Origin of the sequence: Paenibacillus sp. FSL H8-0283, assembly GCF_045040675.1 — a bacterium.
GTDB classification, from domain to species: Bacteria; Bacillota; Bacilli; order Paenibacillales; family Paenibacillaceae; genus Paenibacillus; species Paenibacillus amylolyticus.
On sequence record NZ_CP150295.1, the window covers coordinates 2,074,735 to 2,097,838 of the forward strand.

Genomic DNA, 23,104 nt, shown 5'->3' on the forward strand with positions numbered 1-23,104 from the left:
CGAAGCACAGCTAATAAGCTGTGCTTTTTGTCGTCCTTTATCTCATTTGGAAACATATGGATTAGGGAGTGGTACAAGTCCTATAGTTTAACGGGTAAACAAAGTTTACTGGCAATCGTATAATGAAAGTGCTTACAATTTTCTGTCCATTTGCATCTATCCATCCTGTATAACGATCTTGTAAAGGGCTGGCACATGGCAGAGCAAAGGTTATTCTTCACAAACAACGAACCAAGGAGGAGATCGGATGCATTTGAGAAAATGGTGGAGCTTGTGCTTGTCGGCTGTATTGATCTTCAGTTTGTTCCCAAGTGTGGGAACCGGAGGGGCACGTGCTTCGGCAGCGGACGTTAAGACTGGCGATGATGAAGTACTGTTCAAGGCTGATTTTGAAGATGGTGTGTTGGGACAATGGCGTCCACGTGCAAGTGAAAAGCTTGATATCGTAACGCAAGTAGGTCATGACAGTACACGCAGCCTGAGAACCTCTTCACGTACCGAAACGTTCCATGGACCCTTAGTTGAAGTGCTGGATCATGTACAGAAGGGTAGCACAGTTCATATTTCATTTTGGGCCATGTACGATGAAGGGCCGGACAGTCAGGTCCTTAACGGTGCACTCGAGAAAGAATACAATAAGGACGCTTCGAGTCTTGAATATGCTACCTTTGCCTCCGCTACCTTGAACAAAGGACAGTGGAAAAAAGTCGAGGCCGATGTGGTGATTCCCGAAGAAAATAGTGGCATCACCGGATTCCGCATGTATGTGGAGACACCATGGAAGACGTCAGAGGAAGTGACGCCGGCAGATACGATTTCATTTTACGTGGATGATGTTCTGATTACGGCTGCTCAGAAAATTGAAATTGAGAAGGATATTCCGAATCTGGTCGATATCGTGGGACAAAATTACGCAATGGGAGCTGCCATCAACCAGTCTGCACTAGACGCGGAAAACCAGCATTCCCAGTTGTTGACGAAACACTTTAATAGTATTACAGCGGACAATTTTATGAAAATGGATGCGATGCAGCCCAAGGAAGGAGAGTTTGTCTGGTCAGAGACAGATCGCCTGGTGAAGTTTGCCGAAGCAAATGACATGGAAATCAGAGGTCATACGCTGTTATGGCATAGTCAGGTGCCGAATTGGTTCTTTACAGATCCGAATGATGCATCGAAACCTGCCACGCGGGAACAGTTGCTTGCACGGATGAAAACCCATATTCAAACCATCGTGACCCGGTACAAAGGAAAGGTTCATACATGGGATGTCGTCAATGAAGTCATCTCAGACGGAGGCGGCTTGCGGAATGAGGCCAGTAATTCCAAGTGGAGAGATATTATTGGGGATGTAGATGGCGACGGAGATGACAGTGATTACATTGAGCTGGCTTTCCGTTATGCACGTGAGGCTGACCCCGATGCTGTACTGGTGATTAATGACTATGGAATGGAGGGCAATGGAAACAAGGTGAATGATATGGTGAAGCTTGTAGAGAAGCTGCTTGCCAAAGGAACACCGATTGATGCGGTTGGATTCCAGATGCATGTATCCATGTACGGACCGGATGTAAAGCTCATTCGTGAGGCTTTTGAGAAAGTGATCGCTCTTGGTGTAAATGTACAGGTTACAGAGCTGGACGTTTCGATCTATTCAAGTAATTCCGAGTTGGAGATGCCTGTAACAGATGAATTAATGCTGCAACAAGCCTATCGTTATCGTGAGCTATTCGACCTGTTCGACGAATTGGGAAAACGCGGCGTAATGGACAGTGTTACAGTATGGGGACTTGCGGATGATGGTACATGGCTTGACAATCATCCAGTCAAAGGACGCAAAGATGCACCATTGTTATTTGATCGTAAATTAAAAGCAAAGCCGGCATTTTGGGCACTGGTGGACCCTACGACTCTTCCGATCTATCGCAATGAATGGACAGCATTGAAGGCCAGCCCTTCTTTCCCGAATCACAAAGGACAGGAAGATATTCTTTGGGGTGCTGTGAAAGGACTCGAAATTAATCATCTGGCAGATGGTACATCTGCGGTTACGGGTGAGGCTCGTATGATGTGGGATGCCAAAAAGGTCAATTTACGAGTGGAAGTGAAGGATACCACACGTCGCAAAGGGGATCAGGTGCAGGTTTTCCTCGCGGAAGAAGTCAAGGGGACAGGCGCTGCAACTTCTGAAGCTGATCTGTCTGCCAAGAAGAAAAATCCGCCGTCTGCAAATGGTCAATATACATTTAAACGGGATGGCGGTAAAGGCAAAGATAAAAATACTTACAACGTACAGGAGACAAAAACCGGGTATGTTGTATACGCATCACTGCCTATGTCAGCTGCTTTACTTACCGAAGGCCAGGTCTTGTCTCTGGATTTTCGGATTACGGATGAATATGCTGCTGGAAAGACAGCGACCATTGTTTGGAATGATATTTCCAATCAACAGCCGGACAAACCAGCCAACCGGGGCAAACTGAAGCTCGGTTCTGTTTTGAAACAAACCAAGGTCACTTATGGCAAACCTGTCATTGATGCAAAAAAGGATAACGTCTGGAAAAAGGCTGCATCTGTTAAAACGGATGTCTGGGTAGTCGGAAACGCCGGTGCAACGGCGACTGCACAGCTGTTATGGGATGAGAAATACCTGTACGTATTGGCAGATGTGAAAGATCCTTTGCGAAGCAAATTAAGTTCTAATGCACATGAGCAGGATTCAATCGAGATTTTTATCGACCCGAGCAAAGATCAGACAACATTCTATCAGGAGGATGACGCCCAGTACCGGGTCAATTTTGATAATGAGGCTTCTTTTGGTGGAAATGCACGGAAAGAAAGTTTCAAATCAGCTACTCGATTAACAAGCGGAGGGTATACAGTTGAAGTGGCAATCCCACTAGACAGCGTTCGTGCTGAAGGGCAAAGATGGATTGGGTTTGACCTTCAAGTTAATGATGATGGCGCTGGGGATGGCAAGCGAAGCAGTGTGTCCATCTGGAGTGATTCATCAGGTAATTCTTATCAAGATACTTCCGGCTTTGGCAGTCTGTTACTGACTCGTAAATAGAATATTTAGTTGTGAATTAGAATATAAGAATGTTAGCTATTCAACATTGTATATCTGGAAATAAGTGTTGATTTTAAAGGCTGGGACGTTTAGACTATATACATTCATATAAACGGGTTCCAATGTATGACAACGGCTTCAACTAAGTCTGTTGTCACGAGTCAAATGATGCGGAGGGAGTGCCTGTCATCCAGACAGCGCACTCGCTTCTTTTTTACATTTTTGCATACATACAAGGCATTTCCCGGTTGAAAGGACAGAGTGAGTGGAGCACCTACATGGCACGTACAACTTAGAACTTGTTATTTTATCCTATATTATTGCATCGTTAGCTTCATACGCTGCCCTTGACCTTGCAGGCCGTGTAAGTCAGGCTAACGGGATGGCGAGGAATGTATGGCTTACCTGCGGTGCAGTATCGATGGGGCTAGGAATCTGGTCCATGCATTTCGTAGGTATGCTGGCTTTTGTTCTGCCTACGCAAGTCTCCTATTCCACCGGTAAGGTTGTTTTATCTGTTCTACTTGCTATTGTCGCATCGGGGGTGGCCTTGAACATTGCGGGTAGACAATCGGGCAGGATAAGCAAGCTCATGATTGCTGGAGTACTGATGACGGCAGGGATCAGCTCGATGCATTATGTGGGAATGGCAGCGATGTCAATTCCGGTTACGTATGAACCAGGCAGAGTGGTGTTATCTATTCTGATTGCAGCGCTTGCTTCATTTGCGGCATTGTGGCTCATGTTTTTCTTCCGTTATCATCAATCAAGACATACCTGGGTTTACAAGATGGGCAGCGGTCTCATTATGGGTATTGGAATCTCTGGCATGCATTATACCGGGATGTCAGCGGCACATTTCCATCATTCACATGGCTCGATGGTAAGTTCAGGTATGCAGATTGAGCCAGGTATTCTCGCCTACTTGATCGCATCGGGCACATTTATTGCTTTGGGTTTGACGTTGTTTGGCATATTTATCAATCAGCGAATGTCACAGAAAGATCGACGGATTCATGAGAATGAGCAATGGTATCAGGCCCTGTATCATAACCATTCGGATGCTATTATTTCAGTGAACAAGGAAGGTATTGTTAAAGGGATTAATGCTGCTGTAACAACAATCACTGGATATCCTGAAAAAGAGGTCATGGATCGTTCCATTGATGAGATCGCTCAGCAAATCGATATAGAGTGGATAAGTGAATTTGATTCCATCGATTGGGATGATCATGGGCTGGAGCAGGCGCACTACATGGCCAAAATGAGAGATGTGCAGGGTGAACTTCTGGACCTTAGTATTGTTGTAGTTCCTGTTGTCATTGATGGCAGACATGTGGGAAGTCACATTTTGATCAAAGACGTAACGGAGGAGAAACAGGCTCAGGAGAAGATTCGTCACCAAGCTTTGCATGATCCGTTGACGGGGCTGCCCAATCGGCGCAAGTTGGATGATGTGCTGGCTTGTACGATTAACGATTCAGCAGAAAAAGGGAACTCTTTTGCCGTTATGGTGATGGATATAGATCGTTTCAAGATGATTAATGACTCGCTGGGACATTCCATTGGAGATGTATTTCTAAGAGAAGTGAGCAACCGGATCATGAAAGCCATAGAAGCTTCTGATCCCTTGGCTATGGAGAATGTCATGCTGGCCCGGATGGGCGGGGACGAGTTCACACTCGTTGTGACCCAGGATCAAGCGACAGAAGTAAGAGTGGCAGAACTTGCAAAACAGATTGTTGAAGCCATTCAGTTACCTTATCGACTGAAGGAGAATGACTTTTACGTAACCGCCAGCATTGGAATTGCGATGTATCCGGATCATGGAGTGGGTGTGGATGCTTTGCTGAAACATGCGGACTCCGCCATGTATGAAGTGAAGAAAAACGGCAAAAATGGTTTCCAATTCTACACGGCCCAACTGGATTCGGAACTATATGAACGTATTGAGCTGGAGGGTTATCTTCGTAAAGCGTTGGAACGCGATGAGATGGTCCTGTACTATCAACCACAGATTCGTACCGAGGATAGCCGCATGATTGGTGTGGAGGCTCTTATACGTTGGAACCATCCACTCAAAGGTCTGCTCGCACCCAATGTGTTTATCCCGCTTGCAGAAGAGACAGGCATGATCTATGAGATTGGCAATTGGACGCTGCGGGAAGCATGCAGGCAGATGAAACTCTGGCATGCCAGTGGCGGACCACTCATTCCGGTATCGGTTAACTTGTCCAGCCAGCAGTTCCACCAATCCAACTTGGTAGAACAGGTCAAGAATGCACTCTTGGAGACAGGGCTGGATGCTCGATATCTGGAACTGGAAATAACAGAGAGCATGATGATGGATGCAGCCGTATCCACGGCGATTCTTAATGAACTGATAGCCCTGGGTGTGAAGATCAGCCTGGATGATTTCGGTACGGGATACAGCTCACTCAGTTATCTGAAGCATTTCCCGATTCACAAGCTCAAGATTGATCGTTCGTTTGTGACGGACATTACAGAGAGTCACAGCGATCAAGCCATTGTGGCGACCATTATATCGATGGCACAGAATCTCAAGATGGAAGTCATTGCTGAAGGCATTGAGACGAAAGGCCAACTGGATATTCTGATGCAGAATGATTGCCGCGAGATTCAGGGATATTATTTCAGTCGGCCACTGCCGGCAAGTGAAGTGGAGCATGATTTTTTTGTGCCGCTGCGATTGCAGGGTAATAGTACACCACCGGCACCATCCTAATTTTATGTATGCCAAGCGGCAAGTTCCCGTGTATGTCGGGAACTTGCCGCTTTTTATGTCTTATCTTTTATTAATCATTAATCTCACTCATGATAAGAGCATTTATCTTTTCGTTTCCAATAATGATAATCGAAAACCTTACATAAACTTGCGGTGGTGCTTCTTGCCATCATACGTAAACCAGATCGGTTTATCCTCGACACGTGTCTCCACATGTACCGTACGTCCCCAGAGGCGATACAGATAAGGCAGAGTGCGTTCCATATATTTCAAATCCAGCTCGATGCCTTCATATTGATGTTTCAGCACGAGTTCCCCTGTCCGCAGATAATCAGCATCTTGCACGACCAAGTAAGGGGAGCCCCCGTTGACACGTGAAAATACGAGCTGATCCCGTATGTTCTCCCAGGACTTGTCGGTGATTTTCCAGTCCGGGCCTTTTTTCTCAAATACGTAGAGGTCCAGATCCTCGGTTAATTGCTTGGTCATGTAATTGCGGATAAAGGAGGTATCGGAATCGAATTCACGCACCTCGAACATTTTGGCACGACCTTGCCCTGGTTTGCGGCCCCAACGTTCCTGTTCTTCACGGGTTGGGTTATCCCAGCGCCGTTCAATATCCTCAAAGATCTTCAGTCCCAAATAATATGGATTCAGACTTTGTTTGGATGGCTGCACCACGGAGGAGTTGAGCTTCGCAAATTCGATCGTATCCTCACTGTTCAGATCGAGCTCACGGATAATGCGTTGATGCCAGTAGGATGCCCAGCCTTCGTTCATGATTTTGGTTTCCATCTGTGGCCAGAAATATAACATCTCCTCACGCATCATACTCATGATATCCCGTTGCCAGTCGGTCAACACTTCGGAGAATTCCTGAATAAACCACATGACATCCTTCTCCGGTTCAGGCGGAAAATGATGAACCTGAATACCTTCAGCGGGTGCTTCTTCGGTCTGCACGTCATCAAGTGACCACAGATCATCATAGCGGCCTTCCGGCCGTGGTTTTTTCTCACCGCGCTGCTCCCGCATTTTCATCTCCATGTAGCGTTGTTTGTCCAAATGGCGGGGTTTAATCAGCTGTGGGTCCACATGTTCCTGAATTGCGATCACGGCATCGATAAATGCTTCAACCGCTTCGGTTCCGTATTCCATCTCATAATTGCTGATCCGATCCGCCGTAGCGGCCATACTTTCGACCATATTACGGTTGGATTTAGAGAAGCGGGCATTGTTTTTGAAAAAATCGCAGTGTGCCAATACGTGGGCTACGATCAATTTGTTCTGAATCAGGGAATTGCCATCCAGCAAGAAGGCATAACAAGGGTTGGAGTTGATGACAAGCTCATAAATTTTGCTGAGTCCAAAATCGTATTGCATTTTCATCTTATGAAATGTTTTGCCAAAGCTCCAGTGGCTGAATCTGGTCGGCATGCCGTAGGCTCCAAATGTATAAATAATATCCGATGGGCAGATTTCGTACCGCATGGGGTAATAATCCAGGCCAAAACCATTGGCAATCTCCATAATCTCGGCAATAGCGTATTCTAGGTCGCGGATCTCATCTGTCATCTAACGCTGCCTCCTTCCCGTTTCTGGAAAAAGCTGCGCAAAGCTTTGTACACTTCGCCTTTTTCTTTGATCACATAATACATGAACTGATCCATCTTGATATGACGATAAGCCGACATCAGTGTGCTGCTGCGGTTGTACTGATTCACTTCGCCGTATCCAAACATATTGCTACGCTTCATTAACTCACCGATTAGCTTCACACACCGTTCGTTATCCGAGGTCAGATTATCCCCGTCAGAGAAGTGGAAAGGGTAGATGTTGTAGCTGGAAGGTGGATACCGACTGTCAATAATATCCAGCGCCTTCATATATACAGAGGAGCAGATGGTGCCTCCGCTCTCGCCGCGGGTAAAGAACTCTTCTTCGGTTACTTCCTTGGCTTCCGTATGATGGGCGAGGAAAACAATCTCAACTTTCTCATACTGACGGCGTAGAAAACGGGTCATCCAGAAGAAAAAGCTGCGCGCGCAGTACTTCTCAAACGAACCCATGGACCCGGATGTATCCATCATGGCAATAATAACGGCATTGGATTGTGGAATGATTTTGTCTTCCCATGTCTTGTAGCGCAGGTCATCTGGACTGATGTGATGGATGCCTGGCGTACCAGTCGTTGCATTGCGACGCAGATTCTCCAGAATGGTACGTTTCTTGTCAATATTGGACTGCATGCCTTTTTTGCGAATATCGTTGAAAACTACCGTATGTGTCTCAATCAGGTCTTTGTCTTTCTGCTTCAGATCGGGTAATTCCAGCTCAGCGAAGAGCATATCTTCCAATTCCTCAATACTAACTTCGGCTTCCACAATATCATGACCAGGCTGATCACCAGCTTTTTCACCTTTGCCGGGTTTCTGCGAAGCAGAGGGATCACGACCGATGACGTCTCCGACCTGACTGTCACCGTCTCCTTGACCGACATGTTTTTGCTTCTGGTAGTTATACACAAAACGGTACTCATCCAGACTGCGGATTGGTACCTTGATGATTTGTTTTCCATCAGACATGATGATGTTTTCTTCCGTAATCAGATCAGGCAGATTCTGCTTGATGACATCTTTCACCTTTTGCTGATGGCGCTGTTGGTCCTGGTACCCTTTGCGGTGAAGCGACCAATCTTCCTTCGACACAACGAACGAGTAAGGCTGGTGTGAATTTGACATGTAGGCACCCCCCATTGATTACGCGGCACAGTTTGGCCTGTCGGTAATTAAGTATATTCACGGGCGAGGACGATATGTGATGAGAGTGGATATAAAATGATACAATTACGCAAGTTCACCTCAGAGGTAAGGTGAGTCGTAAGAACAGAACTGCACCATTTTTTACAGAAATAGTGAACAAGTGTGATATCCTTCCTTTACAATAGGAGAAAGACATCGATCTGGCATCTAATAGAGTTGTTCAAAAAGTCCACTTAGACTTGTTGAACTCGCACTAATATAGATGCATGTAAAGGAAGGATTCATGTGAATAAAAAGGCGATCAAGGCTTGGATTATGTACGATTGGGCTAACTCGGCTTACGCGACAACAGTACTGGCCGCAGTACTGCCTGTATTCTATGCTTCGGTGGCTGCAGCAACGCTGGATACGGATACCGCCGCCTCCTACCTGGCCTATACACACTCCATTGGCATGTTGTGCGTAGCTCTGCTAACACCGTTGCTAGGCACGCTAGCTGATTTGTCAGGACGGAAGGGCGACTTCCTGCGTGTATTTGCAATTATAGGCGTCCTTGCTACATTGGGATTCAGCGCAATCGGTGAAGGGGACTGGTTCCTTGCTTCCGCGTTGCTGGTCATATCTACAATCGGTTTTGCGGGTGGTAACACCTTTTACGATGCAATGCTGCCGGATCTGGTACCCGTGGAACGAAGGGACATGATATCCTCCAAAGGTTATGCCTATGGTTATATTGGAGGAGGCTTGTTGCTTGCAGTGAACCTGCTGATGATTCAGCAACCGGGCTGGTTCGGGATGAGCAGTACACTGGCAGGCACAAGACTTGCTTTCATCTCCGTCTCGTTGTGGTGGTTGCTGTTCTCGATACCGATCTTCCGCCATGCTCCGAGACGGCCTGCATCACCGGATCTGCCCGGAACGTGGACAGGGTACGTTGCGGTGGGCGTGCGCAGAATGCGGCAAACCTTTCGTCAGATGCGGCGTTTTCCCCAGTTAATCCGCATGTTGGTGGCTTTCTGGTTTTTTAATGACGGCATTAATACCATCATTCTAATGGCTACGATCTATGGGACAAGTATAGGCATAGGCACAGCCGACCTGATGCTCGCGCTACTGTTAACCCAGTTCATCGGGTTCCCGTGTACATTGTTACTGGGAGCATGGGCACAGCGTTGGGGAGCAAAGCAGGTATTAATCGTTAGCTTATCGGTCTACATATGTATTGTGATTCTCGGTTATTTCATGACACAAGCGATCCACTTCTATGTGCTCGCCGGGCTGGTTGGTGTCGTGCAGGGTGTGAGTCAATCCACAGCGCGCTCCCTGTTTAGCAATCTGATGCCAGCAGGCAGAACAGGAGAGTATTTTGGTTTTGTGAATATTACAGGCAAATTCTCTTCGATCTTTGGTCCATTTGTGTTTGGTTATGTTGGGCAGATCACGGGTTCCACACGTTGGGGTATTCTGTCGCTCATCTTCTTTTTCGTCGCGGGCATTGCTGTATTGTTAACCGTGAAGGTACAGAAGGGGTTGCAGGATGTTACACGGGCAGATCAGGAAGAAGAGCGAAATGGGAGCATTGGAGCTACTGGGAAAAGTTCAGATGTAAGATTTACCTGATGGTTGTTCACCCGTTTTCATATTAAGTTTCTCAACGGATTACGTATGGCTTCAGGCATTGTTCCTCACAGAACATGTCTGGAGCTTATTCGCGTTTGTGCAATCAGAACATAATTGATCCATGAATAAGTGCTTAAATGACAGACAGCAGAATACAGTGAAAGAGTATCAATTTATGAAAAGGTGAAAATAAAAGATTGACATGATACATTTTGTATCATAGAGTAAAACTATAAATACATATTGTATCTGAGAGTTGTCGAATGTAATCATGTGTTTTGCTTCATTCCCGGGTGAACTTCCGACGGAATATTGCAAAATGCTCACCTATAGCATGCATATTACTCGTTTTGCCAAACACAAAGGTAGAGTCTGGTCTATCCCAGCTACACATTTATACTAATGAACAGAGGAGAGGCTGCCATTGATCGATGCTCAAGGTAACGGACTTGTTTTCTTACTATGTGTTCCCCGCAGTGGTAGTTCCTTATCCACCGTAATGCTGCAAAATCATAGTCGTATATTTGCCACCCAGGAAATGTGGTTTCTGATGAATCTTGTCGATTTACCCAAGGCTGATTCACGTGCTTACGGTGGCAGCTCCATCATGCGCCAGTTCTACAATGCCATGGTATCTGAGGATGTCTTTGAGAAGGCGTGCAGAAGTTTTGCTCTTGAAATCTACAATGGATTCCTGGAGGGGAGCGGAGCAGACTTCATCGTTGATAAATCTCCACGGTACTATTACATGCTGGAATGGCTGGATCGTCTGTTCCCTCAGTCCAAGCGTATTCATCTCCAGCGTAATCCTCTGGCCGTAGCTGCATCATTCAAAAAGGTAAACCGCCACACAGGAGAAGGATTCGACCTGATTCATAGTCTGCAGAGCCCCAAATTAAATATGAAATCCGTAGATCTCACACTTGGGATGCTCCGCTTGAATGATTATTTTGCCAAACCCCATTCCAATGCGTATGAATTGCAATATGAACGATTGGTTTCCAATCCTCAGGAAGAACTTGAGAAACTATGCGCGTTTCTGGGAATTCGATATGAACAGGGAATGGAGCAGTATGGACAGTTTCTGGACAGTGCCAAGTCTGACATGTTCTACAGTATGGGCGTGGGTGATCCTTTCCTCTCTTCGCATCAAGAGGCACATCAAGGTTCTGTTAACAACTGGAAAAACATATTAGAACCACATGAAGTTGAACTGTATTGCCGTGTGATGGGGGCAGATCTGTTCCACCAGATGGGATACAGTGAACAGCTCGCAGAAGCCGAACAATGGACGGGTGTACATTATGATGCAAGTCCGGATCAAGAGGTCATTGACCGAATCACGCATCAGTTGACAGCAGCGACCGGTTGCCAGTGGCAACCACAATACCGAATGCAACCGGCAGATTCTGTCGTTCATGATCCGGTTGGGAATCTTAATGACCCAGTTGTCGAAGAACCGGAAAAGACAGACCCGACGCTAGCTGCACTGGTAACAATCAGACAGCTGCAAGCCGCATTACGTGCAGCAGATCATCGTCTGGAACGGGGTTACAGTGAGCGAGAACGCTTGAAGGTCCAGCTGGCTTCTGCTCAAAGCAAAATACAGCGTATCAAATCATGGGTACCATTTGGTCATCAGATCAGCGCCTGGGCTTCACAGCGCAAGATTCTACGGGGAGGCAAATCATGAGCGCCATAGCAGGAATTGTTCACAACGATGGTCAGCAGGCGCTATGGGAAGACAGCTGGCGTCTGTACGCAAGCCTGGGGCATGTCCCTGCGGATACAACAGGAGTATGGAAAGGCAATGAGGCGTTCCTCAGCTGTCATGCCCAATGGATTACACCGGAATCGGTTAGCGAGAAGTTGCCTTTATATGATGAGGAAAGTGGTCTGACCATCACGGCAGATGCCATTCTGGATAACCGGGAACAACTGGCAGATCAATTACAAATATCTAGAGCTGAACTGGGTATGTTGGCGGATAGTGAATTGATCTTGCGTGCCTATCAGCGCTGGGGAGACGATGTAGCCGTCCGATTGCTGGGGGATTTTGTATTCGCGATATGGGATGAGCGGAATCGAAAACTGTATGCAGCGAGAGACATTACAGGCATGAGAGCTTTTTATTACCGACATGATGGTTCACGTTTTGCTTTCTGCACACTGATGAATCCGTTGCTCGGGCTTGAAGGGGTACATAAAGAACTTGATGAGACCTGGCTGTCCGAATTCCTTGCCATTCCTGACATGCATGATTCAGCAGATATCAATTCAACTGTATATCGGGGAATAAGCCAGCTGCCTTCTGCACATACACTTGTCTTCCGGGATGGGAGACTGGAGCTGAAGCAATATCATCGCTGGAATGAAGTGGAACCTCTAAGGCTTAAATCCGATGGCGAGTATGTAGAAGCGTTTCGGGAGGTCTTTGGGCAGGCGGTTGGATCACGATTGCGAACGCACAGACAGGTGGCTGCTGCATTAAGTGGCGGACTGGACTCGGGAGCCGTGGTTGGTTTTGCTTCCGGAACACTGAGAAGTCAGGGCAAACGGCTGCAGGCCTATAGTTATGTTCCCGTACCCGATTTCACAGATTATACGTCGAAAACGTTGCTCGCAGACGAACGGCCCTTCATACGTTCCACGATTAATCATGTCGGCAATATCACAGAGAACTACCTCGATTTTGAAGGCAGAAGTCCACTCAGTGAAGTAGATACCTGGCTCGACATTATGGAAATGCCCTATAAATACTTTGAAAATTCATTCTGGATTCGCGGATTCTATGAAAAAGCGAGCCAGCAAGATGCAGGCATCCTGCTCACAGGGGCACGTGGTAATTTCACCATCTCCTGGGGACCGGCTCTGGATTATTACGCCAGTCTACTGAAAAGTGGCCGCTGGTACCGCTGGTTCCGTGAGATGCAGCAGTATAGTGAACGAACGGGCATGCCTTTCTCACGTATAGCCAAGATCACCGGGAAAAAGGCATATCCGGATTGGTTCAAGGCTCAGTCCAAAGGAGCCAGCCAGGCCGCATCCGTACAATTGATCCATCCTGACTTTGCGCAGAGAACGGGTGTACTGGAAAGACTCAAATCCATTATTGTTCTGCAGGGCGGTGCCCAGGCTGATGCACTCAAAGTACGTGCCGAGAAATTTAATAACCTGGCCATCGCCAACAAAAACGGTGCTGTAGCTACGAAATGTTCTCTGCGTTACCGCGCTTGGGAACGTGATCCGACAAGTGATGCCAGAGTCATCCGGTTCTGTCTGTCCGTTCCGATTGAACAATATGTGAAACAAGGGACGGATCGTTCATTGATTCGCCGGGCTACTTCACCGGAATTGCCTGACAAGGTCAGACTGAATCAGCGGGTACGGGGTGTGCAGCCTGCAGATTGGTTACATCGCATCATTCCGAATTGGGATGCTTTTACCGCCGAGTTACGTGCTTTGTGTTCTGACAGCAAGGTCGCTGGCATATTAAACACGGAGCGTATCAAGTCTGCCCTGGCCAATTTCCCGAGTCCAAGACCTGAACTTGCTTCGCATCCAGATCTGCGATTGATGATGCATAGTCTGATCGTCTATCGGTTCATTCGGAAATTCTGATATAGCCCGGTGAACTGTGGGCCCGGATTTTTCTTACAATTGACTCATGATAGGAGGTGAATACGATGCAAATGGAAAAAAAGGAATGGCAAGCACCAGCACTGGAAATATTGGAAGTCAACCAAACAATGGCGGGCACAGGTTACAAACATATCGACTGGGTTACGGTTCACGATGCGGATCTCTACGGAACTAGTTAGAAAGCTTTACCATATGCCATCATACTTAGAAGTGCGAAAAGGAGGTGAATACGATGCAAATGGAAAAAAAGGAATGGCAAGCACCAGCTCTTGAAGTGTTGGAAGTCAATCAAACAATGGCCGGTACTGGCTACAGACAAATTGACTGGATCACGGTTCACGATGCGGATCTGTACGATCCAACTTCCTAAGTTGTTTAGTTTTATGAAGTGTCATCATACTTAAAGGGCGGAAATGCAACAAATCCAGCTTTTCGCCTCCGCCCTTATATTGAGCAACATGAATATAAGGGCTTTTTTTTACATTTTATTACGAAGGAGGCGTCGTTCATTGTTGCCTTTGCATTATGTGGCGTATGGTCTGCGCTGGTCGAGTCAAATTCGAATGCCTGAACTACAGATCGCACCCAAGGATGCAGAGACTGATTTTGATGTCGTGGATGTGCACATCGAGTCTTCAGATCTGACCCTATTGTGGGAGGGTTGGGATGTAGGCAACGACAACTTTGTGGCACGAGAGGGCAGTCTTTTTTTCAAAATCGAAGATACAGGTCTGTTTCTAATGGAACAAGGAAAGCGCATTGTTGTATCCCCTCAGCCAGGAGCGGATGAGAAAAAGGTCAGATTATTCATCCTGGGCACCTGTATGGCGGTCATTATGATGCAGCGTGGCATTCTTCCATTGCATGGCAGTGCAGTGGTTATTGATGGCTGGGCTTACGCATTTGTCGGACATTCGGGAGCAGGCAAATCGACACTGTCGGCCGCACTGGCATCACGCGGATATCCACTTCTCACCGATGATGTTGTTGCACTGACCTGGGATGCCGGAGGAAGAGCTATCGTATCACCTGGTTACCCGCAACAGAAGTTATGGCAGCCCAGTCTGGACGGCTTCGGCATGAAGGAACAGGATTATGCAACGGTTCACGCAGAGATTACAAAGTATGCGATACCTGTTCAGCACTATTTTCATGAGATGGCCGTACCACTAGGTGGAATATTTGAACTTGCTCCACAACCGGAGGCAAACCATACATCTGTTCAACTGGTGGAAGTGACGGGGCTGGAACGACTGCATCTGTTATGCTCGCATACGTTCCGTGGTGGACTCGTTGCAAGACAGGGACTGGCACAATGGTTGTTTGAGACGGCTTCAAGACTTTCAGCAAGTGTGGAGATTGGCAGATTGGTCAGAACGGGTGCTGAGTTTACAGCATTTGAGATGGTGGATCGGATCACAGATCATATACGTAAAGGAGTGCATACAGGACAATGACAGCGACTACGCCGATGAATGTGGAAGACCGGGTAACCCGGAAGGAAGGCAATCTGGTCAGTGATATGGGCAGTGAGAAAGTCATGATGAGCATTAGCTCTGGAAAATACTATAATCTCGGGAGTACCGGTGGACGAATCTGGGATCTGATCGCAGAAGAACGCACGCTGGGTGAAGTTGTTGAGGTACTTGCTGCGGAGTATGAGATTGAGCCAGATGTATGTCGTGAGCAGGTAGTACAATTCCTGGAACATCTGTCCCGTGAAGGTTTAATCGACGTTACTCGCGGAGTGTAGAGTCATGTTGCGAAAAATAAAGGCTTATCTCTCGCTCCCGCGGTCGATGCGTCGACTGGTATGGGAGGCCTATATCCTCCTTGGCTGGGCACGCATACAGAAGGCTATGCCATTCGCTAAAATCGCGCCAGGGCTGGGTACGCCTATGGTAGAAACACCGATGACAGGACTCGAACGCAGCGAGGTCATCACTATACGGAATATTTCCAAAGCGATTTCGCTTGCCAGCAAATATACGTTATGGGAAAGCCGCTGCCTTGTAATGGCGATTGCCGGGATGAAGATGCTTGAGCGACGCAAGATAGAGAGTACGTTATACATGGGGACTGCACGGAATAAGCAAGGACATATGATGGCTCATGCCTGGCTGCGAAGTGGTAAATTGATCGTGACCGGAGCTGATACTATGGACCAATATACGGTTGTCGGTGTGTTTGGCAAACGGTGTCCGGAGAAGGGATCTGGGGAGATTGTCTATGATACATGAAAGTGAACTCTATTCATCAGGGTTTCCGAAGGAGCTTAAGCTGATTTTGAGCATGATTAGAGGTGATCTGACGGCTCTATCCCCTGAAGAACTCAAGGCGGGTTTGCAAGGAACCGATTGGCAGCTTTTTCTGCGGCTTGTCTATCATCACCGCTTATACTCTGTCCTTTATGTGAAAATGAAAGAATTCAACTCTGCAATCATTCCTGCAGATGTTATGGAGAGTCTGAGACAACAATATACGGCCAATACGTTCCGCATGTTACATCTGACAGCTGAAATGGAGCAGGTGTGTGGAGCTTTTCGTGAACGCGGTATCCGCAATATTACACTAAAGGGACCAGCGCTCGCCCATGATCTCTATGGCGATGTATCGATGCGAACCTCCAAAGACCTGGATATCCTGATTCCGTTTGATGATGTGGAAGCGGCTGAAGGCATTCTGGCTACCCTCGGATATGTATCCAAGGAAGGGGAGCGGGCACCTACGGTGCGCAGCTGGAAATGGCGGGAACATCATATCTGTTACACCCATCCGGTCAAAAGGACTCAAGTGGAGATCCATTGGCGTCTGAACCCGGATTCGGGCAAAGAAACCGATTTTGAATTGCTGTGGAAACGAAGCCGGTTCAGTTCATACACACAGACACCTGTCCGTATGCTTGAACAAGAAGACCTATGGGCTTATCTCGTAACCCATGGTGCACGACACGGCTGGTTCAGACTGCGCTGGTTACTGGATATCGACCAGATGATCCGCAGCATGCCACTTGATGTGAAGAAATTAGAGAGACGTCTGAAAGCGGAGGGACGTTTATCCATTGGTTCACAGGCTCTTTATCTGGCCTCGGAGCTGCTGAATACGCCGCTGGATGTAGAGTACAGGTCCTTGATGTCCTTGAGTGACCGTACAGGCAAGCGATTAGCCAACGAAGGCGCAAAGTTCATGAACGACATGCTGGAAAGTCCGGCTGATATGAAGTCTTATCAATCGTATTTGTTTAAACTTCGAAGTACAAAACAGAAATGGTTTTTCTTTATTGAACGTTTATATCCAAGTACATGGGATGTGGATCAATTGCCGCTTCCGCGTTCTTTGTTTTTTCTGTACTTTCCGTTACGTCCGTTTCTCTGGTTCTGGCGGCGAATTAAAAGGTATACGGTGACGGAAAGGGGTAAAGTATGATCTCGGAATTAAGGTATTTCATGCGAAAGTTGCATCATGTCACGGGGCCCATTTTATATTGGAATCTGCTAGGGATGATCTGTATCAGTCTCATGGAAGGGATCGGTATCTACATGCTTGTTCCGATGCTGAGTCTGATTGGCATATTTGAGATGGGCTCCACAGGCTTAAACATTCCCTGGCTTGGCGACGTGTTGAATCGTTTTTCTGAAAATAGCCAATTGTTACTCGTATTGTTCACCTTTGTGTTGATTGTCTCCGGACAGGCCTGGATGCAGCGTCTCCAGACGATCCGTAATACTCGAATCCAACAGCAATTTGTACGAACGCTGCGCATGGAAACCTATGGTGCTATTATTATGGCGCAATGGTCATTTTTTCTCCAAAAACGAAAATCCGATTTTAACCATATATTAACGACTGAACTTGCACGTGTGAGCCAGGGAACGAGTATTATGCTGCAAATGGCAGCCTCTCTGATCTTTACGGGCATTCAGATCGGACTTGCTTTCTGGTTATCCGCCAAGCTGACGGCACTTGTGCTGGTCTGTGGATTGTTATTATTTTTTGTCTTGAGAAAATTCGTCAAGCGGGCCAAGCAGATCGGGGATCAGACCTCTGAATTCTCGCAAAGTTATTATAACGGCATTACCGAGCATTTCAACGGCATTAAGGATATTAAGAGTAACATGCTTGAGCGCTCACACATGAACTGGTTTGAGCGCATGTGCAGACAGATAGAACGCAATGTCATTCAGTTTAGCCAATTGAACAGTGGAACACAGCTGATTCACCGGATGTCCGCGGCAATCATTATTGCGGCATTCATCTATCTTTCTCTCCGTGTAATGACGGTGCCACCCGCAAGTCTGCTGCTCATCATCCTAATCTTTTCCCGCTTATGGCCAAGGTTTACGGCAATTCAGTCCAATCTGGAGTACATCAGCTCCATGCTGCCTGCATTTCGGGTAGTCAGAGAATTACAAGCGCAGACGGCGAAGAGTCGTGAGATTAGTGAAGAGATTGCTTCGGCAGGAGACGTTGGAACTGATGGGATTCAACCTATGGAACTGAAGGGATCTATCACCTGTGAGGATGTCTGCTATCGCTATGAGGGAAGTGATGCTTACTCATTGAGAAATGTGCAAGCTTCGATTCCAGCAAGGGGTATGACCGCAATTGTGGGGAAATCCGGAGCAGGCAAAAGCACGCTGATAGATCTGATTATGGGCCTTGTGAGGCCTGAAACTGGTCGTATTTTGATTGACGGTGTTCCTCTGTCAGAAGAACGATTATTGAGCTGGCGAAGTTCAATCGGATATGTCTCCCAAGATCCATTCCTGTTTCACACAAGTATTCGTGAGAATCTGCGTCTGGTTGATCCAAATGCAAGTGAAGAACAGATGTGGCAGGCTTTGCAATTTTCCTCCTCTGCAGCATTTGTACGGAAGTTGCCTCAGGGTCTGGATACGATTATTGGTGATCGGGGTATTCGTCTATCCGGGGGTGAACGTCAGCGATTGGTGCTTGCCCGGGCTATGCTGCGTAATCCTTCTGTATTGGTACTGGATGAAGCAACGAGTGCGCTGGACAGTGAGAATGAACAGTACATTCATGAGGCGCTGGAACGGTTAAAAGGACATGTGACCATTATCGTGATTGCACACCGATTGTCCACGATTCGGACGGCAGATCGTGTAATTGTACTTGATGAAGGTCGGGTGATTCAAGAGGGCGGGTACCAGCAGTTATCTACTGATCCGGTAGGGACGTTCAGCAAACTTTTGAACATGCAAGCGGGTGTTGTGGGGCAGTAAGTGAGTGAGTGGACATCAGAAGACATTCAAACGTGATGATAGAGTGTGTATCTTTTTCTCTTTATTCATTTATCTATGGTATAACCAGCAATGGGTTCACGTAAAGAGGCGCGCCACGATTGGTGCGCCTTTCATGTAAGTAGTTAGTATAATGAGCAAGAATTAATGAACGAGGGCTGTTTTCGTAGGAAGCGGCAGTTGAAGAGCACCGATCTGCTCCAAATGCTGTACGATCTCTTGCACGGCTTCCTCAATGGACCATTGCTCTGTATCGATGATAAATGAAGGAGATTTGGGTACATCATAGGGGGCGGAAATGCCTGTGAAATGCGGGATGTCACCATTGCGTGCTTTTTTGTATAGACCCTTGGGATCACGACGCTCACATTCTTGAATTGAACAGCGCACATAGATTTCAATGAAATCATCTGGTTCAAATAACTGTCTAACCATCTCCCGATCCTGTTCATGAGGAGAGATAAAAGCCGAAAGTACAAACAACCCGGCGTCTACCATTAACTTTGATACTTCACCAATTCGCCGCAGATTTTCTTGACGATCCCCTGCTGTAAAACCGAGATCACGGTTCAGTCCATGACGTACATTATCCCCGTCCAGAACATAACAGCGTACGCCTTGATCGTAGAGATACTGCTCCAGGGCAAATGCAAGGGATGACTTTCCTGCACCTGATAACCCGGTAAACCATATGGCACGACTATGGTGCCCATTATGCTTCTCCCGGTCTTGCCTGTTGATGCTGGATGATTGCCAGGTTATGTTGCGCTCTTCCTTCGACATGAGTATCCCGCCTTTTCCCTACCATGATATGTATAATATTTTAACATATTTACAAGATTATAGCACCTTACAGATTTCTTCAAAATAAGCGTGAATCGACAAAATATCGGGTATAGATGTAGTACATACATAAGCATTATGCATATATCCAAGGAGTATTTTGAATCGAATGATGCAAAATGCTCACATAGCAGGAGGAACAATGTCATGAACAAAAACATTCAAAACATACAAGTTGGGTTCAAATGCCCGGATTGCGAGCAGGATATCCGAGCGGAATTTATAGATGAACAGGTCAGCACGGTTCGTTGTAAAGGTTGTGACAGAGCGTATACACTTTTGAAGCCAACCATCGGTGATGAGATTCTACTGGATTGGGAGCAGGAGGCTTTGTATCACAAGCTGAGGGCAGAGCGGTCCGAACTGGATAATCACAATATGTCGGCCTTGATTATCAAAGTTATCGAGTTGCTTACATGGCGTGATCGGGGAGATGGACAGACCCGTGCCATACAGACCGTGAGGGAATGGCTTGCTTCCAGTGGCAAACCTCAGACCTTACTTGAATTGTTCCATCAATCTCCGCCACAACCTGAAAATAAACGTTTCGATCGTTAATGATTTACATACATTAGCCGTTCCTGTGGCATATTACCTGAAGGTGTTCGTGTGTGCAAACGACTAACCGAATTTTTCAGGAACAGGAGCGGATAGAATGAAGCGAATGGTTCTATATATACTGTTGGGACTGTTATCCATCAGTATGGTACCGGCACAGACTGAAGCATCACCGGTTACCGGAGCGTATCACTTTGGCTTCAAAAAAAGTCAAAACGGTCAACTGCCCTCCATTGATCAGGAAGGCTTCAAATCAATCTTACAACATAACGATGCCATTTTCCTGGGGGATACAAAACAGAAGGAATTGTATCTCACGTTTGATAACGGGTATGAGAATGGATTCACACCTGCCATACTGGATGTTTTGCGTACCAAGAAGGTGCCGGCGGCTTTCTTTGTGACAGGTCATTATCTGAAAGATCAGCCTGAGTTGGTCAAACGTATGGCGGCTGAAGGTCATATTGTCGGTAATCATTCATGGAGTCATCCGGATATGACCCGCATCTCCAATGAAAAGCTTAGAGAGGAACTTGAGAAGGTCAAGACGGAGGTCAATCGGCTGACCGGTCAACAAGCGACCTTTTTACGGCCACCGAGAGGAATTTTTAACAATCGTACGCTTGCAGAGAGTCATGCCCAAGGGTATGTGAATGTGTTCTGGTCTGTTGCTTATAAAGATTGGGATACCAATGTGCAGCGTGGCGCACAATATGCTCATCAACAGGTGTTGAAACAACTCCATCCGGGCGCTGTCATTTTGCTTCATTCAGTATCCAAAGATAACACGGAGGCTCTGGGTTCCATTATTGATGAGGCCCGCAAGCAAGGATATGCATTCAAAAGTCTGGATGATCTGCGGACCAAAAGTTATTGATCCATTATCATAATGAGCAATGGACCAAGTGTAGGTCATTCAAAAGTTTAGCAAAAATATTAAAGGGCATCCTGAGCGATTAAGCTCGGAATGCCCTTTTTAGTTTATAACGGTATGCCAGTCCAAGTATTGGATGTACCATATACAGATCCAGAAGAAAGGATTGGATTGGGTAATACGATACGATGTAACGTGTAATACTATAAAACAGTATTATAGATGATTCCAATCGTTTTCGGGCCGCAGTGACTGCATACTACACAACCAGCAGTGGTCAGTTCCACACGGGCACCCGTTTGTTCCTGCAGAGACTTCTGCAAGTCAAGCGCATCCTCTTCAGCCATGGTGTGCACAACAATCAGCAGGTCTGGATCGATCTGATCCTTCTGGCTGAGCGTATTATTCAACATTTGTTCCAGAGCTTTCTCCCGTTTGCCGCGCACTTTATAGGCAGGTGCCATCTTGCCATCTGTTACCCGGATGACAGGACGAATCTTCAACAGGCTTCCAATCAGGTTCTGCATGCCCGAACAGCGTCCGCCTTTATGCAGATACTCTAGTGTATCGATAACAAACTCCGTGCGTACATTTGATTTCATCGCCTCAATCAGGTGTGTAATCTGAGTCAGGTTTTGTCCTTTATCAGCAGCATGAACAGCTTTCATCACCATCAGTGCAATTCCTGATGAGAGATTCTGTGAGTCAATGACCGATATTCGACCTTCCGGGAACTCGGAACTCGCTAGTCGTGCATTTTGATAGGTAGAGGAAAGTTCAGAAGATAAGCTGATATATAAAATCTCATCCCCTTGATCTATGTAAGGTTGAAATGCCGTTATGAAATCAGCGGGGGAAGGTGCAGCTGTTTTGGGAAGACGCCCATCTTGGCTAACACGTTCATATAGCTGTTCAGGCTTAATCTCAGCACCGTCTTTCAGTGATTCTTCACCGAACACGACATATAAAGGGATGATACCGATATCGTGCTGCTGGATCCATTCTGGAGCCAGATCACTTGTGCTGTCCGCAAAAATTTTGATTCGTGACATGTCAATCTCCTTTGAAAACAATAATTTTGGCAAAAAATATAGATTATCCTTATGTGTAAACCCATTCATTTTAATTATAAGGAAACATGACGCTGATGCAAAGCGTTACATCAGCGTCATGCCTACCAAGATAAGTCCAACGAATAACAGAATCATGATCCCATTTAATATGGTTCCGATAATGGCAAAAACTTTCTTTCGATTCTTGAGGACAAGACCAATAATTCCGACGATGCCTCCGGCCAGATTGAGAATCAGGCAGACCAGGATGGCTAATGAAGCCAGAACCACTGCTGGATGCAAGGCGATCTCTTCTGTCTGCAACGGGGTGAGAACTCCGATGGATTCGTTTACAGCCATGGTGGCAATAAAGAATATCAGAATATAACCCAAGATTGCAACCAACCCAATGACAAAGCTGGCGATCCCAGGTCCGGAATGTTTCAGTGGTGCCATTGGTTGCCTCTCATGATCTGGCGGGTATGCTTCATACCCATTGTTATTGTATGGATCTGCATGGCCAGGATTCTGATCCGTGTTGTTATAACCTGAATTATAGGAATCGCGATTATCCATAATGTTGACTTGCCTCCCTTAATCATCGTACTGAGTGTTATCAACCTAATCGATGAGTAATGATTCTCCTTTTAGAGGTTGTTCAAAAAGTCCGCTTTTG

Annotated in this window: 19 protein-coding genes; 14 read left to right on the top strand and 5 right to left on the bottom strand. The window is 46.6% G+C overall.

Annotated features, from left to right (window positions below):
- Nucleotides 1-247: 247 nt before the first annotated feature.
- Together MHI52_RS09525 and MHI52_RS09530 are read left to right on the top strand one after the other, a co-directional pair.
- Nucleotides 248-3,070 (top strand): endo-1,4-beta-xylanase, encoded by a 2,823-nt coding sequence (locus tag MHI52_RS09525; protein ID WP_127544385.1) that lies wholly within the window; start codon nucleotides 248-250, stop codon nucleotides 3,068-3,070.
- Between the two features lie 265 nt (nucleotides 3,071-3,335).
- Complete coding sequence (locus MHI52_RS09530; RefSeq protein WP_405158921.1) at nucleotides 3,336-5,816, top strand: EAL domain-containing protein; 2,481 nt, start codon at nucleotides 3,336-3,338, stop codon at nucleotides 5,814-5,816.
- Between the two features lie 138 nt (nucleotides 5,817-5,954).
- On the opposite strand, the gene MHI52_RS09535 is transcribed toward MHI52_RS09530, so the two are convergent.
- Together MHI52_RS09535 and yhbH are read right to left on the bottom strand one after the other, a co-directional pair.
- Entirely contained in the window at nucleotides 5,955-7,391 is a 1,437-nt protein-coding gene (locus MHI52_RS09535) for a SpoVR family protein (RefSeq protein ID WP_076252399.1), read from the bottom strand.
- Entirely contained in the window at nucleotides 7,388-8,557 is a 1,170-nt protein-coding gene (gene yhbH / locus MHI52_RS09540) for a sporulation protein YhbH (RefSeq protein ID WP_036609998.1), read from the bottom strand. Before yhbH ends, MHI52_RS09535 begins: the two co-directional genes overlap by 4 nt.
- A gap of 306 nt (nucleotides 8,558-8,863) precedes the next feature.
- On the opposite strand from yhbH, the gene MHI52_RS09545 reads away from it, so the two are divergent.
- From MHI52_RS09545 to MHI52_RS09590, 10 genes are all read left to right on the top strand, one after another.
- Complete coding sequence (locus MHI52_RS09545) at nucleotides 8,864-10,198, top strand: MFS transporter (protein ID WP_405158922.1); 1,335 nt, start codon at nucleotides 8,864-8,866, stop codon at nucleotides 10,196-10,198.
- A 424-nt stretch (nucleotides 10,199-10,622) separates the two neighbouring features.
- Nucleotides 10,623-11,891: a sulfotransferase gene (locus MHI52_RS09550; RefSeq protein WP_127544373.1), complete on the top strand. Its 1,269-nt coding sequence runs from the start codon at nucleotides 10,623-10,625 to the stop codon at nucleotides 11,889-11,891.
- Entirely contained in the window at nucleotides 11,888-13,819 is a 1,932-nt protein-coding gene (locus MHI52_RS09555) for an asparagine synthase-related protein (protein WP_405158923.1), read from the top strand. The genes MHI52_RS09550 and MHI52_RS09555 overlap by 4 nt, the downstream gene beginning before the upstream one ends.
- Nucleotides 13,820-13,890: 71 nt before the next feature.
- Entirely contained in the window at nucleotides 13,891-14,019 is a 129-nt protein-coding gene (locus MHI52_RS09560; RefSeq protein ID WP_152683099.1) for a paeninodin family lasso peptide, read from the top strand.
- A 53-nt stretch (nucleotides 14,020-14,072) separates the two neighbouring features.
- Nucleotides 14,073-14,210 (top strand): paeninodin family lasso peptide, encoded by a 138-nt coding sequence (locus MHI52_RS09565; protein ID WP_174806426.1) that lies wholly within the window; start codon nucleotides 14,073-14,075, stop codon nucleotides 14,208-14,210.
- 139 nt (nucleotides 14,211-14,349) lie between these two features.
- On the top strand, nucleotides 14,350-15,297 hold the full coding sequence (locus MHI52_RS09570) for an aldolase (RefSeq protein WP_405158924.1): 948 nt from the start codon (nucleotides 14,350-14,352) through the stop codon (nucleotides 15,295-15,297).
- A complete protein-coding gene (locus MHI52_RS09575) occupies nucleotides 15,294-15,593 on the top strand; it encodes a lasso peptide biosynthesis PqqD family chaperone (RefSeq protein WP_017689560.1) in 300 nt (99 codons plus the stop codon). The genes MHI52_RS09570 and MHI52_RS09575 overlap by 4 nt, the downstream gene beginning before the upstream one ends.
- Nucleotides 15,594-15,597: 4 nt before the next feature.
- Nucleotides 15,598-16,080: a lasso peptide biosynthesis B2 protein gene (locus MHI52_RS09580; protein ID WP_017689559.1), complete on the top strand. Its 483-nt coding sequence runs from the start codon at nucleotides 15,598-15,600 to the stop codon at nucleotides 16,078-16,080.
- A gap of 52 nt (nucleotides 16,081-16,132) precedes the next feature.
- Nucleotides 16,133-17,266, top strand: a complete 1,134-nt coding sequence (locus MHI52_RS09585) for a nucleotidyltransferase family protein (protein ID WP_315371962.1) — start codon at nucleotides 16,133-16,135, stop codon at nucleotides 17,264-17,266.
- Nucleotides 17,266-19,083 carry an ABC transporter ATP-binding protein gene (locus MHI52_RS09590; protein WP_179087903.1) on the top strand — a complete coding sequence of 606 codons (1,818 nt, stop codon included), beginning with the start codon at nucleotides 17,266-17,268 and terminating at the stop codon, nucleotides 19,081-19,083. The genes MHI52_RS09585 and MHI52_RS09590 overlap by 1 nt, the downstream gene beginning before the upstream one ends.
- A gap of 162 nt (nucleotides 19,084-19,245) precedes the next feature.
- Here MHI52_RS09590 and cysC read toward each other — a convergent pair whose 3' ends face one another.
- On the bottom strand, nucleotides 19,246-19,884 hold the full coding sequence (gene cysC, locus MHI52_RS09595; RefSeq protein WP_017689556.1) for an adenylyl-sulfate kinase: 639 nt from the start codon (nucleotides 19,882-19,884) through the stop codon (nucleotides 19,246-19,248).
- Between the two features lie 207 nt (nucleotides 19,885-20,091).
- Between cysC and MHI52_RS09600 the strand changes: the two genes are divergently transcribed.
- Nucleotides 20,092-20,502 (top strand): hypothetical protein, encoded by a 411-nt coding sequence (locus MHI52_RS09600; RefSeq protein ID WP_076209139.1) that lies wholly within the window; start codon nucleotides 20,092-20,094, stop codon nucleotides 20,500-20,502.
- Between the two features lie 97 nt (nucleotides 20,503-20,599).
- Entirely contained in the window at nucleotides 20,600-21,379 is a 780-nt protein-coding gene (gene pdaA / locus MHI52_RS09605; RefSeq protein ID WP_036669871.1) for a delta-lactam-biosynthetic de-N-acetylase, read from the top strand.
- 200 nt (nucleotides 21,380-21,579) lie between these two features.
- Here the strand turns inward: pdaA and MHI52_RS09610 are convergent, their stop codons facing one another.
- Nucleotides 21,580-22,428 carry a DegV family protein gene (locus MHI52_RS09610; RefSeq protein ID WP_036609970.1) on the bottom strand — a complete coding sequence of 283 codons (849 nt, stop codon included), beginning with the start codon at nucleotides 22,426-22,428 and terminating at the stop codon, nucleotides 21,580-21,582.
- Between the two features lie 105 nt (nucleotides 22,429-22,533).
- Nucleotides 22,534-23,004, bottom strand: a complete 471-nt coding sequence (locus MHI52_RS09615; protein WP_051447149.1) for a hypothetical protein — start codon at nucleotides 23,002-23,004, stop codon at nucleotides 22,534-22,536.
- Nucleotides 23,005-23,104: the final 100 nt, after the last annotated feature.